Genomic DNA, 13,808 nt, shown 5'->3' on the forward strand with positions numbered 1-13,808 from the left:
TCTCCTGACCAGGGCCGCGCCGGCCGTGCTCACCGGCTGTGGCGGCGGCACCGCCGCCCAGCCCCCGGCCTCGCTGGTCCGCCGGGTAACGCGGTCGCCAGAACCCGGCGGACCCGCGAGAATGGCGCGATGGCTGAAAGTGGCGAGACCGACTGGGTCTCCAGGTTCGCGGACGAGGTGATCTCCGAGGCGCGGCGGCGCGCCCCGGGCAAGCCGATCGTCTGCGCCTCAGGACTGAGCCCGTCGGGCCCGATCCACCTGGGCAACCTGCGCGAAGTCATGACCCCCCACCTGGTCGCCGACGAGATCCGGCGGCGCGGCATCGACTGCGTGCACCTGCTGTCCTGGGACGACTACGACCGTTTCCGTCGGGTGCCGGCGGGCGTCGACCCGTCCTGGGCCGAGCACATCGGCAAACCGCTGACCTCGGTGCCCGCGCCGGCGGGGAGCAAGCACTCCAACTGGGCCGAGCACTTCAAGGCTCCGATGATCGCCGCCCTGAAGGAGCTGGGGGTCGAATACCACGGCATCAGCCAGACCGCGCAATACACCATGGGCGTCTACCGGGAGCAGATCCTGCTGGCCGTGCGCCGGCGGGCCGACATCGACGCCGTGCTGTCGCCGCACCGGTCGCAGCAGGTGGCCGGCTTCTTCCCGTACAAGCCTTACTGCGATCTGTGCGAGCGCGACCTGACCAGGGTCACCGCCTATGACGACGAGTCCACCGAGTTGGCCTACGTCTGCGAGTGCGGCTTCGGCGAGACCGTCCGGCTGGCCGGGCACGACCACGGCAAGCTGGTGTGGAAGGTGGACTGGCCGATGCGCTGGGCCCACGAGGGCGTGATCTTCGAGCCGGCCGGGGTCGATCACCACTCACCGGGCTCGGCGTGGCTCGCGGGCGGCCGGATCGTGAGCGAGGTGTTCGGCGGCAGACAGCCGATCGGCCCCATGTACGCCTTCGTCGGCATCACCGGCATGGCCAAGATGAGCAGCTCCAAGGGCGACGTGCCGACCCCGGCCGACGCGCTGGAGATCATGGAGGCGCCGGTGCTGCGCTGGCTGTTCGCCCGCCGCAAGCCCGCCCAGTCCTTCAAGATCTCCTTCGACCAGGAGATCCAGCGGCTCTACGACGAGTGGGACGCGCTGGGCCGCAAGGTCACCGAGGGGCAGGCCCAGCCCGCCGAGCTGGCCGCGTACAACCGGGCGGTGGGCACGGCGGCGGGGCCGCTGCCGGTCACGCCGCACCCGATCCCCTACCGCACGCTGGCCTCCGTCGTGGACATCACGACCGGGCACGCCGAGCAGACCCTGCGCATCCTGCACGACCTCGACGGGCTCACCGACCTCGACGCGGCCCGGCCCCGGCTGGACCGGGCGCAGCGCTGGGTGGACGAGCACGTGCCGGCCGGCCAGCGCACGCGGGTGCGCGAGCGGCCGGACACGGAGCTGCTCGACTCGCTGGGCCCCGGTGAGCGCGACGCGCTGCGGCTGCTGGCCGACGGGCTCGACGACTGGTCGCTCGACAACCTCACCGCGCTGGTCTACGGCGTGCCGAAGGCCCAGGCGGGGCTGGCCCCCGACGCCCAGCCGACGCCCGAGCTGAAGGTGGCCCAGCGGGCCTTCTTCGCCCTGCTCTACCGGCTGCTGGTGGGCCGCGACACCGGTCCCCGGCTGCCCACGCTGCTGATGGCGGTCGGCGCCGACCGGGTCAGGAAGCTGGTCGGCGCGTGACCGGCACCGGCCCGGCCGGCGAGCCGCACGGTGTCGTCCCGATCACCGGCGTCTCGGCCGCGGGCAAGTCCTCCGTGGCCCAGGCACCGGCCGAGCGGCTGCCGCGAGCGGCGCACGTGCGGGGCGACGCCTTCCGGCGCATGGTGGTCAGCGGCCGCGCCGAGATGACGCCGGACCCGTCCGACGAGGCCGTGCGCCGGCTCCGGCTGCGTTACCTAATTGCGGCGAACACAGCCGATCTATATTACGATGCCGGATTCGCTCCAATAGTTCAGGACATCATTTTCGGTCCAGATTTGGAACGGTTTACGAAATTAATTGTAAGCCGACCACCGCATGTGGCCGGACTGGCCCCGGGCCCGGCGACTGTAGCCCGTCGCGAGCGGGCCAGAAACAAGGTCGAATATTCGGAAATGGACGATTGCCCAGCTAGATGCCACCCTTCGGAAGGAGGCGCCGAGACTCGGACCGTGACCCGACACCTCGCGGCGGACTTTGCGAGAAACGGTGAATGAGATCACTTCCAGGGCCGCCGAAGCGGCGGTTCGATAAAAGGCCGATCAATGCAAGGTGCCTTCAAGTGAATTGCATGTGTGGCGGCGCAACTTGAATCCATGAACAACCAGCCTTTCGCCGCCAGCGTCAGTGTCATCGTTCCTGCGATGAACGAGGCCGAGAACCTCCCCCACGTCTTCGCGACGCTGCCCAAGTGGATCGACGAGGTGATCCTGGTCGACGGCAACTCGACCGACGACACCGTCGCCGTCGCGCGCAGGCTCCGCCCCGACCTCAAGGTCGTCGTGCAGACGCGGCGCGGTAAAGGCAACGCGCTCATCGAGGGCTTCCAGGCCGCCCGCGGCGACATCCTCGTCATGATCGACGCCGATGGCTCCACCGACGGCCGGGAGATCCGCTCCTTCGTCACCACCCTCATCAACGGCGCCGACTTCGCCAAGGGCTCCCGCTACGCCCCCGGCGGCGGCTCGGACGACCTCAGCCCGATCCGCTCGCTCGGCAACAGGTTCCTCACCGCGATGACGAACCTCCTCTACGGCACCCGCTACACCGACCTCTGCTACGGCTACAACGCCTTCTGGGCCCGCCACCTCGATGCCCTCGACCTCGACTGCGACGGCTTCGAGATCGAGACCCTGATGAACGTCCGCGCCGCCCAGGCCGGCCTCGTCATCCGCGAGGTCCCCAGCCACGAGCGCTGCCGGATCCACGGCGAGAGCAACCTGCACGCCCTGCGCGACGGCTGGCGCGTGCTCAGGACGATCCTGCGGGAGAGGGCCCGCGGCACCGCCGTGACCACAGGGGCCCAGGTAGCACTCGCAGAGTGACATCCTTGGACAATGCGCTACATAGTGATCGGAGCAGGGGCAGTCGGGGGGACCATCGGAGCCCGCCTTCACCAGGGCGGGCACGATGTCCTCCTCATCGCGAGGGGCGCCCACTACGAGGTCCTAAGGCGGGACGGCCTGCGCCTGGTCACCCCCGACTCCGACGAAACCCTGCGGATCCCCGCCGCCGACGGCCCCGTCCCGACGCGCGACGACGACGTGCTCATCCTGGCCACCAAGTCGCAGGACACGATCGCCGCGCTGGCCCCCTGGACGTCCGACCTGCCGGTGGTCTGCGCGCAGAACGGCGTCGACAACGAGCGCATGGTCCTGCGGCGGTTCGAGCGCGTCTACGGCATGTGCGTGTGGTTGCCCGCCCAGCACATGGAGCCCGGCCTCGTGGAGGCGTACGGACACCCCAACTCCGGCATGCTGCACGTCGGCCGCTATCCACAGGGTGTGGACGAGCTGACCACCCGAATCGTCGACGACCTCGGCAAGCACGGCCTGGTGGCCCGGGCCACACCCGACGTCATGCGCTGGAAATACGGCAAGCTGCTCGGCAACCTGGGCAACGCCGTGGAGGCCCTGCTCGGCCACGTACCCGGCCGGGAGGACGTGCTCCGGCGCGCCAGGGAAGAGGCCGTGACCGTCCTGCGCGTGGCCGGCATCGAGCACGCCACGCCCGAGGAGGAGGCGGAGTCGCGCGGCGACCAGGTGAACGTCCGGCCCATCGAGGGCTCCAAGCGCGGCGGCGGGTCGTCGTGGCAGAGCCTGGCCAGGGGCAGCGGCTCGATCGAGGCCGACTATCTCAACGGCGAGATCGTCCTGCTCGGCCGCCTGCACGGCGTGCCCACCCCGGTCAACGAGGTGCTGCGGCGTGAGGCCGACCGGTTCGCCCGGGAGAGACTTCAGCCCGGCGCGATGCCGATGGACCGGCTGCTCGCCCTCATCGACGAGCGTTCCGCAGCCGGATCCCACTGAACTCCAGGGTGCTGGCCGTCACCTCGTTCCAGAACGGCCACAGGCTGTTCAGCACCCTGAGCTGGATGCCCGCCTCCTCGTGCAGGCCGAACAGATCGGGGACGGGCTCGGGCGGGCCCAGCGGCGTCACGGGCACCCGTGAGACCACGGCGTGGGGCGGGTCGCCGATCGGCTCGAACTCGTCGGCGGGCAGGCGGTAGGCGTAGAGCCGCACGTCCATGAGCGCCTTGAGCCAGCCGTACTCGATGGCGTGCACCCGCTCGCCGCAGCCGGAGCCGATGATCCGGGCCGCGTCCTCATCGGTGGTGTCCGGCCCGGCCCAGGCCATCGCCCGCGGGCAGTCACGCGGGAACCAGTAGTCGGGGCAGCGCTCGGGGCCGACCGCCCAGACGTACGGCTCGCGCTGCGCGGCCGTCACCGCGACGTGCGGAACGAAACATTCGATGGTCGGGTCCTCGGAGAAGTGCAGGACCTCCCCCCGCTCGGGTCTCATGAACGCCATCATGGCGCATACCCCGTCGATCTCCGGGCAGTTGGTATTCGCCTGACGACAAGGGGTGAGTTGGATGACTTTACTGGGACTGATCCTGGTCCTGCTCGCCGGCGGCGCGGTCGCCTTGGTCCTCACTGAGGAGAGCTCCAGGTATCTCCTGTTCGGGTACACCTTCGAGCTCAACCACGTGGAGATGTTCCTCACCGGAGCAGCGGCGGCGGTCTGCCTGCTGCTCGGTATCTGGCTGCTGGCCTCGGGCTCCCGCCGGACGGCCAGACGCCACCGCAGACTGCGCAGTGCCAGGGCCGAGGCCTCCAGCCGGGTGGCCCAGCTGGAGGAAGAGAAGCGCGACCTCGAACGGCAACTGGAACACGAGCACGACCGCGAGCACGACACCGTCGCCGGTGACCGGCTCGTGGCGCGTGGCACCGAGAAGAAGTGACTCACGCGGCGGCACTTCGGCGGGAGGGCAGCAGGTTGCCCTCCCGCCAGAGCGCGAACCCGGTGATCACGGCGCCCAGCCCCTCCCAGAGCCCGACGCCGAAGAACTCGGCCGGCGCCGCCCCGGTCACCACCAGCGTGGTGAACACCGTGAACGTGACGAGCCTGAACGGTACCGTCCAGCGGAAGAACGGCGTGTAGTTCGCCGACGCGGCGAACATGTAATAAACGCCCATGTTCACCGCCGCCATTGACGAGGCGGCCATATAGACCAGCGTGTAGTCGCCGCTGGGCCGTACGTCGAGCACCTCGAAACCGAGCATGACCAGTAGCGTTCCGGGAGAGATCAGCCCGAGCAGGCCGAGTGCGAAGGCGAGGATTCCGAAGATCGCGATGGTCCAGCCGGCGAAAGAACGCGGAAGACGCACAGAAATCCTTCCAAAGGGGGGTGTACTCTGCGAGGCGATCTCATCATGCACTCGGAGGTCGCATGCCCCCCACGCGTGGCCGTCCTATCGCACTGAAGCTACTCATCCTCCTGCTGGTCCCACTACTGTCCCTGGTCGGGCTGTGGGCGTTCGCGGCGGGCCTGACCGGCGGCGACGGCCTGCGCCTGCTCGCCATCAACGACCTGGCGAACAACCTGGCCACTCCGTCGGGCGTGGTGACCACCGAGTTGCAGTACGAGCGGCTGGCCTCCGTCGAGTTCCTGGTCAGCGGCGGCCAGGGGGCGGACAAGCTGACCAGGCAGCGGGGCGAGACCGACCGGGCGGCCGGCACGTTCCGCCGGCTGTCCGGGAGCATGCGCAACCTCTCACCCGAGATGACCGAGCAGCTCATCACGGTGAACCACCGGATCGACCAGCTCGCTGAGGTCCGCCGCGACGTGGACGGCATGTCCGTCTCGCCGCTCGACGTCATCGACAGCTACAGCCAGGTCGTGGACGCCTCCTTCCGCATGTACGACGCCATGGTGCTGGTGCCCGACATGGCCCTCTACCAGCAGGCCAGGGCGGTGACCATGCTGGGCGAGGCCATGGACATGCTGTCCAGGGAGCGGGCGATGATCGCCGTGGTGCGGGCCGCGGGCAGGGTGGAGCCCAGGGAGCGGGAGACGTTCACGGGCATGGTCGCCACCCGGCGGCTGCTCTTCTCGCAGGCGGTGTCGTACCTGGACCAGGAGCTGCGCGGGCCGTTCGACCGGCTGGCCGGCTCCCCCGTCTACCAGGAGTTCCTGAAGGCCGAGGAGGCCATCAGGGGCCAGGCGGCCACGAACGGCCTGCCCGCCGCGGCCGCCACCTGGCCGGTGGACGGCCAGAACCTGTGGGCGGCGGTCGAGCGCGAGCAGGCGGTGGCCACGGACAACATCGTGCGGCGGGTCACCCCGGCGGCCGTCGGCCTGCTCATCAAGATCGGCGTGGCGGGCGGCCTGGGCCTCCTCGTCGTCGTCTCCTCGATCATGCTCTCGCTCCGCTTCCGCAAGCGCCTGGTACGCGAGCTGGCCGGGCTCCGCGACGCCGCCACCGAGCTGGCCGAGGTGCGGCTGGCCGGGCTGGTCGAGCGGCTGCGCACGAACGTGGACCCGCCCACGGCCTCCGAGACGGCTCCGGTGCGGGTCAAGGCCCGTACCGCCGAGGTCCAGGACATCGTGCGGGCCTTCAACGACGTGCAGTCCACGGCCATCGAGGCCGCACTGGGCCAGGCCAGGCTGCGGCACGGCGTCAGCCAGGTCTTCGTCAACCTGGCCCGGCGCAACCAGTCGCTGCTGCACCGCCAGCTCCTCCAGCTCGACAACATGGAGCGGGCCACCGAGGAGCCCGAGACGCTGGCGGACCTGTTCAAGCTCGACCACCTCACCACCCGCATGCGCAGGCACGCCGAGAGCCTCATCATCCTGTCGGACCAGGTTCCCGGGCGCTCGTGGCGGAACCCGGTGCCGATCCTCGACGTGATGCGCGCGGCCGTCGCCGAGGTGGAGGAGTACGAGCGGGTCGAGGTGCTACAGCCGCCACCGCTCGCGCTCCTCGGCGCGGCGGTCACCGACGTGGCCCACCTGCTGGCCGAACTGGTCGAGAACGCCACCCTGTTCTCCCCGCCGCAGACCAGAGTGGACCTGCGCAGCTCGACCACGCCGCACGGTCTCATGATCGAGATCGAGGACCGCGGGCTCGGCCTGCCGCGCGCCGAGCTCGACGCGCTCAACGACCGGCTGACGCTGACGCCGGAGTTCGACCTGGCGCAGAGTGACCGGCTCGGCCTGTTCGTGGTGAGCAGGCTGGCGGCCAGGCACGGCATCAAGGTCACTCTGGCGCCCTCCCCGTACGGCGGCCTGACGGCGATGGTCGCGCTGCCCACGTCCCTGCTCGCCGACCAGCCCGCGCTGAGCGGCCGGTAGTCCTCCTGCCCTCTCACGGCCTGCCCGCCGACCGGACTCTTACGACAGGACTCTTACGACAGGACCTGGAGCAGCGCCTGCTTTCTGGCCTTGGACGGCTCGGCGATGCGCTGGACCTCCTGGCCCGCCTCGTCGAGCACGACCAGCGTGTTGTTCTCCTGACCGGCCACCCGCACCACCAGGCGCCCGTCGGCCAGGTAGGAGGCCCCCAGCAGGCGGCCCTTGACCTGCGGGGTGTACCGCTTGCCGGTCACCATGTCCACGACGACCGGCTTGAACCAGGCGGGCCAGCCGCCGTCGCCGAGCGCGTCGGGGTTTCGCGGGAACTCCACGACCGCCTTGCGCCCGTCCGGGGACACGCTCTGCACGTGCGTGACGAGATCGACGCCCTTGACCCTGACGGCCTTGCCCGTCGTCGTGTCGAGCCGGTAGAGGCCGTCGGCCTCGCCGGTGTAGCCGGCCAGGTAGCGGCCGTTAGCCGCCCAGGCGAGGTGGCAGATGCCCTCCGTGGTGCCCAGCTTGTGCGGGGCGCCGGTGCCGTCGGCCCGGACGGACATGACCGTGTTGCCGCCGCCCCCGTACGCGACCCGCTCCGAGTTGGGCGACCAGACCGGGGTGAGGCACGGCGTGCCCCCCTGGATCCCGCTGACGAGCGTGAGGGTCTTGCCCTCCTGCCTGACCTGCAGCCAGCCGTCCGACGTGACCCAGGCCGCCTTCCTGCCGTCGGGCGAGGCGGCGAACTGCGGCAGGTTGCCGGTCCTGGCCAGCGTGGCCCACTCGCCTGCGGTGTACCGGCTGAGCTGGTTGGCCGCGCTCGCGTAGACGGCGGCGCCCGAGAGCTGAGCCGGTACGGTGGCCGTCGCGCCCGGCGCGGCCACCAGCACGGCGCCGAGCGCGGCGCCTGCGACAACACGAATCCTCATGAGGCTCATGTTGCCCGAGCGGCTCACAAACGCAGGAAAGGCTCGCTGAAGTGCGACGTCGCGAGAATCGCCCGCTCGTCCCTGAGCGTGCCGAGCACCTCCGCCCGGACTCGGGCGGCGGTCTCGCCGTCGTCGTCGTAGAGGTAGCGGATCTCCGGGTCAGCCAGCTGGACGGGGTGGTGCACGAGGTCGCCGGTCATGGCGACGTCACCGACCCGGGCGATCTGGTGGCCCGGGGTGTGCCCCGGCGCCAGGTGCACGCGTATGCCCGGCACGATCTCGGCGTCGCCCTCGACGACGTGCAACCGGTCCTTGATGACCGTGACGACCTGGTCCAGCACCTGGCCGCGAGCCGCGTCGAGCTCGGCCTGCTGGAGCACGTAACGGGCGTTCGCGAACGCCGGCTCGCCACCGGCGACCGCGCCCGAGGCGTGGTCGCTGTGCAGGTGAGTGAGGATGACCGTGCCGATCTCGGCGGGTGTGACGCCCGCGGCGGCGAGTTCGCCGGTCAGCGCGCCGGGGACCGGCGCCCAACTGGACGCCGGTGACTGCTCGCCACCGATGCCGGTGTCGACGAGGGTCAGCCGGCCTTCCGCGTCACGCAGCAGGTAGCAGTGGAAGTGCAGGACCCACGGCTCGTCCGGGAGGTCTGAACCGGCGAACAGCTCGGCGAGCGGGCGGCTGATCGCCGCCCCCATGGGACCCACGGCGTCGCAGAGCGGGGTCACCTCGACGCCGGACACGTTGATCGATCGGTGTGGCACCCGGCCAGGCTACGCGGCGACGGGCTCGCGCGGAACGTACTCGTTCTCGAGGTCGGCGGCGTAGACGGCGCGGCAACAGTGCGCGCACCTGTACATGATCGGGCCTTCGTCGAGCTCGTGGTGGCACCGCGGGCAGCGGTTGACGGTCTTCATGGTGCTCCCCCAAGGAGTTTCGTTGGTCTATGGAACCCTCACCGAGTTGCAGGGATCCTGCATGCCACTTGACACGATGACGCTGCGCCGATGGGGGTTCTGTGCCCTTCGGAACACCGGCCACGGTAATTTTCCACGCAGTACGGTGCCGTGAAGAACATTGTCACGTGCCTGTCCCGCGTTCGCGGGCGAAAGCCGGAGAACCGCCCGGGAATAGTCCAAGCGGGCTAGGCGTTGACTGAGTCGGATCGTGTGGTACCTTGCCAGTGAGCGTTGAGCTTTTTCAGCTCCGCCGATCTTCATTTCCCAGCCCGCTCTCGGGTGTCGTTCCGAGGCCGGCCGGTTTTCATCACTTCACGCGCCGTCGCCTTCGGCGCACACCCCCAAGAGGTTCATCATGTCTGTGCACACCATTCCTGAGCAGCGTGCGGACGTGGCCATCCGGCAGGTGAGCGGTCTCCTGGACGTACGCGAGAAATCCGCGTTCATCCGGGCCGGGCACCTCCCGGGGCCCGACGACCTACGCCTGCCGCCGGACCGCGTCCGGCAGTACGACCTGCGCCCCGGCGACCACGTCGTGGCCTCCTACGCCGGCGGCAAGTTCGTCGGCGTCGAATCCGTCAACGGCGCCGCGCGGTGGCGTGGCCGCCCCCGCTTCGCCGACCTGACACCCGTCCATCCGGACCAGCGGCTCAACATCGAGACGGAGTCGCTCAGCACCCGAGTCATCGACCTGGTCGCCCCCATCGGCAAGGGGCAGCGCGGGCTCATCGTGGCACCGCCCAAGGCCGGCAAGACCATGGTCCTGCAGGCGCTGGCCGCCGGGATCACCCGCAACCACCCCGAGGTGCACCTCATGGTCCTGCTCGTGGGCGAGCGGCCCGAGGAGGTCACCGAGATGCGCGCCAGTATCGAGGGCGAGATCTTCAGCTCGACCTTCGACCATCCCGACCGCGACCACACCGCCATCGCCGAACTGGCCATCGAGCGGGCCAAGCGGCTCGTGGAGGCCGGCCGGGACGTGGTGCTGCTGCTGGACTCGCTGACACGGCTGGGAAGGGCCTACAACAACGTGACGCCGCCCGGCTCGGGGCGCGTGCTCACCGGCGGGATCGACGCCCGGGCCCTGTATCCGGTCAAGCGCTTCTTCGGCGCCGCCCGCAACGTCGAGGGCGGCGGCTCCCTCACCATCCTCGCCAGCGCCCTGGTGGACACGGGGTCGCGGATGGACAACAACCTGTACGAGGAGTTCAAGGGCACCGGGAACATGGAGCTGCACCTGGCCAGGGAGCTGGCGGAGCGGCGGCTGTTCCCGGCCGTGGACCTGGACGCCTCCGGCACCCGGCGCGAGGAGATCCTGCTGTCCGCCCAGGAGCGGCAGGTGGTCTGGCGGCTGCGGCGGATGCTCGGCGGGCTGGAGCGGCAGCAGGGGCTCGAGCTCCTGATCGGCAAGCTGCGCGAAACCCCGTCCAACGCCGCCTTCCTCCTTGAGGCCGCCGCCTGAGCCCCCCGGAGACGCCGTCTGAGCTCCCGGGGACGCCGGCCCGCCTTCCGGGCACCACCGCCTGATCTCCCGTGGCGGCGGTCCACGAGAATGGGCGCATGCTGGCCGACATCGTCGAATACCTGATCTGCCCCGTCTGCCGCACCGACCTGCGGCTGGGCGAGACCGCGCTCCGCTGCGCCCGCGGGCACGCCTTCGACGTGGCCAGGCAGGGATACGTCAGCCTGCTCGTCGGGTCCAGGCCGCCGGGGACCGCCGACAGCGCGGCCATGGTGGACGCGCGGGCCCGGTTCCTGACGGCCGGGCACTACGCCCCGCTGGCCAGGGCCGTGGCGGAGGCGGTGCGGGAGCACACGGCCGCCGAGAACGTTCCAACAGAACATGAGCCTTCTACCGAAACGAATGACGGCGGGAAGCTGAGGGCGTACCGTGGGGCGGGAGTGCAGGCCGGTGACGGCGCGGGACCGCGAGGTCCCGGCCGGGAGCCGGAGTTCGTCGAGGGTCGTCGCGCGGAGGGCTGGACCGCGCCGGTGATCGTCGACGCCGGCGCGGGCACCGGACACTATCTGGTGGCCGCGCTCGACGCGGTGAACGGCGGCATCGGGATGGCGTTCGATGTGTCCAAGCACGCTGTACGCCGGGCGGCGCGGGCGCATCCGAGGGTGGGGGCGTTCGTGGCGGACGTCTGGCGGCCGCTACCCATCCGGGATGGGGTGGCGGATGTGGTGATCGACGTGTTCGCGCCCCGCAACGGGCCCGAGTTCCGCAGGATCCTGCGGCCGGACGGGGTCGTGGTGGTGGTCACGCCTGACAGGACGCACCTGAGCCCGCTGGTCGAGGAGCTGGGCCTGCTCTCCGTGGACGAGGAGAAGGATCTGAGGGTGGCGCGCAGCATGGAGGGTTTCGTCGAGACGGGACGGCGCTCGATCGAGTTCGGGATGGAGCTGGGGCGTGACGATATCGCCCAGGTGATCGGCATGGGCCCGAGCGCGTGGCATACGGACGAGGCCGAGCTTAATGATCGAATCGCGGGATACCTGTACAGGAACGGCGGAAAAGGCAGCGAAAAAGCAGTAACGCGCGCGGCCTTTCACCTGTCTACGTTCCAACCCGTATCCCGATCAAGGTCAGTTTCTTGACGGGCATGTGCGACTGGTGTTACTGATGGGGCATTTAGTCCGAAATTCCCCCACATTCCCTAAGTATTTCCCCGCCGCAGGCGCAATACTGGACGGCATCCCTCGCCCCGAGGCGCGGGACATCAAAGGGAGGGGGCACCGGATGAAGGCGGAGGAACGCTGGCAGGCCAGGTTCCGGGCCTCAGGCATGACGCTGCCGTCCTGGGCGCGCCAGGCCCCGAACCGCTCCATCTACCGCTCCAACGCGACCGGCACGTGGGAGGTCTATGCCTGGGACCGCGTGACCGGCGCCACCCGCCAGGTCACCGACCGGCCCAAGGGCACGGCGCACGCCGCCATCGACCCCACCGGCCAGTGGATCTACTGGTTCGCCGACACCGACGGCGACGAGTTCGGCGTGTGGTGGCGCCAGCCGTTCACCGGCGGCCCCGACGAGCTGGTCGCGCCCGATCTGCCGCCGGGCCAGCCCGGTGGCATCGCGATGTCCACGACCGGCATGGCGGCGATCAGCATGGCCAGTGAGGGCACGTTCCGCATCCACCTCGTGAGCGCGGGCGAGCCCGCCAGGCTGCTGTACGAGCACGCCGAGGCGGCCTGGGTGGCCGACATGTCCCTCGACGGCTCGCTCATCGCGATCAACCACGGCGAGTACGGCGACTTCCGCCACCCGGCGCTCCGCGTCGTACGCCAGTCCGGCGACCAGGTCGGCGAGCTCTACGACGGCCCCACCAAGGGCGTGGTCGGCCTCAGCTTCGCCCCGGTGGCAGGCGACCGCCGGCTGCTCGCCCTGCACGAGCGCCGCCACCGCCACGAGCCCCTGGTCTGGGACCCGGCGACCGGCGAGCAGCGCGAGATCTGGCTGCGCGACTCCGGCGACCTGGACGCCGAGTGGTACGACGACGGCCGCGGCCTGCTGATCATGCGCGACAGCCGGGGCCGCAGCTACCTGCACCGCTACGACCTCGCGGGCGGCGGCCTGACCCTCATCGAGACCCCGCACGGCGTGATCGAGCAGGCGCTGCCCCGGCCCGGCGGCCACGTCGAATACTCCTGGTCGAGCGCGTCCAGGCCACCGGTCATCCGGTCGAGCAACGGCCAGGTCGTGATCAACCCCAGCGGCCCGCCCGCCCCGCCGAGCGTCCCCGTCGAGGACATCGACGTCGAGGGCGAGGGCGGCCTCATCCACGCGTTGGTCTCCAAGCCGGAAACGGGCGCCGCCCCCTACCCCACCGTCTTCCTGCTGCACGGCGGCCCCACGGCGCACGACCGCGACGCGTTCTCGCCCGAGGTCGCGGCCTGGGTGGACGCGGGGTTCGCGGTGGTGCGGGTCAACTACCGCGGCTCGACCGGCTACGGCCCGGCCTGGCGCGACGCGCTGCACGGCGACGTGGGGCACATCGAGCTCGCCGACGTGGCCGCCGTGCACCAGTGCGTGGTCGCCCGCGGCATCTCCGACCCGGCCAGGATGGTGCTGGCGGGCTCGGCCTGGGGCGGCTACCTCACCCTCCTCGGCCTCGGCACCCAGCCCGGCCTGTGGGCGGCCGGCATCGCGGCGGTGCCCATCGCCTGCCACCAGACCTCGTACGAGGACGAGGCGGAGAGCCTGCGCGCCTTCCACCGCGTCCTGCTCGGCGGCTCCCCCGACGAGCAGCCGGAGCGCTATGCGGCCAGCTCCCCGATCACCTACGCGGACCAGGTGAAGAGCCCGCTGCTGATCCTCGCCGGCGAGAACGACACGCGTTGCCCGCTGCGCCAGATCGAGAAATACGTGGCCAAGCTCGCCGAACACGGACGGGAACACGAGGTCTACACCTACGACGCGATCCACGGCTCCCTGGTGGTGTCCGAACGGATCACGCAGACGGCCCTCCAGCTCGACTTCGCGCGAAAACACGTCAACCCCCACTGACCAACCCCGTGCCCCCCGGCGGCGTGACC

14 protein-coding genes are annotated in these 13,808 nt (G+C 70.4%); 9 read left to right on the forward strand and 5 right to left on the reverse strand.

What is annotated here, in order from left to right; genetic code table 11:
• The first annotated feature begins 129 nt into the window (after window positions 1–129).
• From lysS to ABGB18_RS13340, 4 genes are all read left to right on the forward strand, one after another.
• Window positions 130–1,731 (forward strand): lysine--tRNA ligase, encoded by a 1,602-nt coding sequence (lysS, locus tag ABGB18_RS13325; protein ID WP_347695758.1) that lies wholly within the window; start codon window positions 130–132, stop codon window positions 1,729–1,731.
• The gene (locus ABGB18_RS13330; RefSeq protein WP_347695759.1) at window positions 1,728–2,246 is read left to right on the forward strand and encodes a phosphotransferase; all 519 of its coding nucleotides are present in this window, start codon (window positions 1,728–1,730) and stop codon (window positions 2,244–2,246) included. Before lysS ends, ABGB18_RS13330 begins: the two co-directional genes overlap by 4 nt.
• A 99-nt stretch (window positions 2,247–2,345) precedes the next feature.
• On the forward strand, window positions 2,346–3,074 hold the full coding sequence (locus tag ABGB18_RS13335) for a glycosyltransferase family 2 protein (RefSeq protein WP_347695760.1): 729 nt from the start codon (window positions 2,346–2,348) through the stop codon (window positions 3,072–3,074).
• A gap of 12 nt (window positions 3,075–3,086) precedes the next feature.
• Window positions 3,087–4,058, forward strand: coding sequence for a 2-dehydropantoate 2-reductase (locus ABGB18_RS13340; RefSeq protein ID WP_347695761.1), 972 nt, complete (start codon window positions 3,087–3,089; stop codon window positions 4,056–4,058).
• Here the strand turns inward: ABGB18_RS13340 and ABGB18_RS13345 are convergent.
• A complete protein-coding gene (locus ABGB18_RS13345) occupies window positions 4,024–4,551 on the reverse strand; it encodes a DUF6886 family protein (RefSeq protein WP_347695762.1) in 528 nt (175 codons plus the stop codon). The two genes, ABGB18_RS13340 and ABGB18_RS13345, sit on opposite strands and share 35 nt — an antisense overlap.
• Before the next feature lie 73 nt (window positions 4,552–4,624).
• Here ABGB18_RS13345 and ABGB18_RS13350 point away from each other — a divergent pair, with 73 nt between their 5' ends.
• Window positions 4,625–4,993: a hypothetical protein gene (locus ABGB18_RS13350; protein WP_347695763.1), complete on the forward strand. Its 369-nt coding sequence runs from the start codon at window positions 4,625–4,627 to the stop codon at window positions 4,991–4,993.
• A gap of 1 nt (window position 4,994) precedes the next feature.
• On the opposite strand, the gene ABGB18_RS13355 is transcribed toward ABGB18_RS13350, so the two are convergent.
• On the reverse strand, window positions 4,995–5,420 hold the full coding sequence (locus ABGB18_RS13355; RefSeq protein WP_347695764.1) for a hypothetical protein: 426 nt from the start codon (window positions 5,418–5,420) through the stop codon (window positions 4,995–4,997).
• Window positions 5,421–5,482: 62 nt separating this feature from the next.
• Here ABGB18_RS13355 and ABGB18_RS13360 point away from each other — a divergent pair, with 62 nt between their 5' ends.
• Window positions 5,483–7,387: a nitrate- and nitrite sensing domain-containing protein gene (locus tag ABGB18_RS13360; RefSeq protein WP_347695765.1), complete on the forward strand. Its 1,905-nt coding sequence runs from the start codon at window positions 5,483–5,485 to the stop codon at window positions 7,385–7,387.
• Window positions 7,388–7,440: 53 nt separating this feature from the next.
• Here ABGB18_RS13360 and ABGB18_RS13365 read toward each other — a convergent pair whose 3' ends face one another.
• Genes ABGB18_RS13365 through ABGB18_RS13375 form a run of 3 tightly spaced genes read right to left on the reverse strand, consistent with a single transcriptional unit; the run spans window position 7,441 to window position 9,227 of the window.
• Window positions 7,441–8,310, reverse strand: a complete 870-nt coding sequence (locus ABGB18_RS13365) for a hypothetical protein (RefSeq protein WP_347695766.1) — start codon at window positions 8,308–8,310, stop codon at window positions 7,441–7,443.
• 23 nt (window positions 8,311–8,333) lie between these two features.
• A complete protein-coding gene (locus ABGB18_RS13370) occupies window positions 8,334–9,074 on the reverse strand; it encodes an MBL fold metallo-hydrolase (protein ID WP_347695767.1) in 741 nt (246 codons plus the stop codon).
• Window positions 9,075–9,083: 9 nt separating this feature from the next.
• Window positions 9,084–9,227 (reverse strand): hypothetical protein, encoded by a 144-nt coding sequence (locus tag ABGB18_RS13375; protein ID WP_171074111.1) that lies wholly within the window; start codon window positions 9,225–9,227, stop codon window positions 9,084–9,086.
• Window positions 9,228–9,624: 397 nt separating this feature from the next.
• Between ABGB18_RS13375 and rho the strand changes: the two genes are divergently transcribed.
• The 3 genes from rho (at window position 9,625) to ABGB18_RS13390 (ending at window position 13,779) form a co-directional block, all read left to right on the forward strand.
• Window positions 9,625–10,731, forward strand: coding sequence for a transcription termination factor Rho (gene rho, locus ABGB18_RS13380; RefSeq protein WP_347695768.1), 1,107 nt, complete (start codon window positions 9,625–9,627; stop codon window positions 10,729–10,731).
• A 98-nt stretch (window positions 10,732–10,829) separates the two neighbouring features.
• Window positions 10,830–11,870 (forward strand): putative RNA methyltransferase, encoded by a 1,041-nt coding sequence (locus ABGB18_RS13385; RefSeq protein ID WP_347695769.1) that lies wholly within the window; start codon window positions 10,830–10,832, stop codon window positions 11,868–11,870.
• Between the two features lie 142 nt (window positions 11,871–12,012).
• Window positions 12,013–13,779: a prolyl oligopeptidase family serine peptidase gene (locus tag ABGB18_RS13390; protein WP_347695770.1), complete on the forward strand. Its 1,767-nt coding sequence runs from the start codon at window positions 12,013–12,015 to the stop codon at window positions 13,777–13,779.
• Window positions 13,780–13,808 lie beyond the last annotated feature (29 nt).

The sequence above is a fragment of the Nonomuraea sp. B12E4 genome (assembly GCF_039871825.1).
Taxonomy (GTDB): Bacteria; Actinomycetota; Actinomycetes; order Streptosporangiales; family Streptosporangiaceae; genus Nonomuraea.

Excerpts from the sequence above, each read along its gene's own strand:
- lysS (WP_347695758.1), top strand. The coding sequence starts at position 130 with ATGGCTGAAAGTGGCGAGACCGACTGGGTCTCCAGGTTCGCGGACGAG.
- ABGB18_RS13335 (WP_347695760.1), top strand. The coding sequence starts at position 2,346 with ATGAACAACCAGCCTTTCGCCGCCAGCGTCAGTGTCATCGTTCCTGCG.
- ABGB18_RS13340 (WP_347695761.1), top strand. The coding sequence starts at position 3,087 with ATGCGCTACATAGTGATCGGAGCAGGGGCAGTCGGGGGGACCATCGGA.
- ABGB18_RS13345 (WP_347695762.1), bottom strand. The coding sequence starts at position 4,551 with ATGAGACCCGAGCGGGGGGAGGTCCTGCACTTCTCCGAGGACCCGACC.
- ABGB18_RS13350 (WP_347695763.1), top strand. The coding sequence starts at position 4,625 with ATGACTTTACTGGGACTGATCCTGGTCCTGCTCGCCGGCGGCGCGGTC.
- ABGB18_RS13360 (WP_347695765.1), top strand. The coding sequence starts at position 5,483 with ATGCCCCCCACGCGTGGCCGTCCTATCGCACTGAAGCTACTCATCCTC.
- ABGB18_RS13365 (WP_347695766.1), bottom strand. The coding sequence starts at position 8,310 with ATGAGGATTCGTGTTGTCGCAGGCGCCGCGCTCGGCGCCGTGCTGGTG.
- ABGB18_RS13375 (WP_171074111.1), bottom strand. The coding sequence starts at position 9,227 with ATGAAGACCGTCAACCGCTGCCCGCGGTGCCACCACGAGCTCGACGAA.
- rho (WP_347695768.1), top strand. The coding sequence starts at position 9,625 with ATGTCTGTGCACACCATTCCTGAGCAGCGTGCGGACGTGGCCATCCGG.
- ABGB18_RS13385 (WP_347695769.1), top strand. The coding sequence starts at position 10,830 with ATGCTGGCCGACATCGTCGAATACCTGATCTGCCCCGTCTGCCGCACC.
- ABGB18_RS13390 (WP_347695770.1), top strand. The coding sequence starts at position 12,013 with ATGAAGGCGGAGGAACGCTGGCAGGCCAGGTTCCGGGCCTCAGGCATG.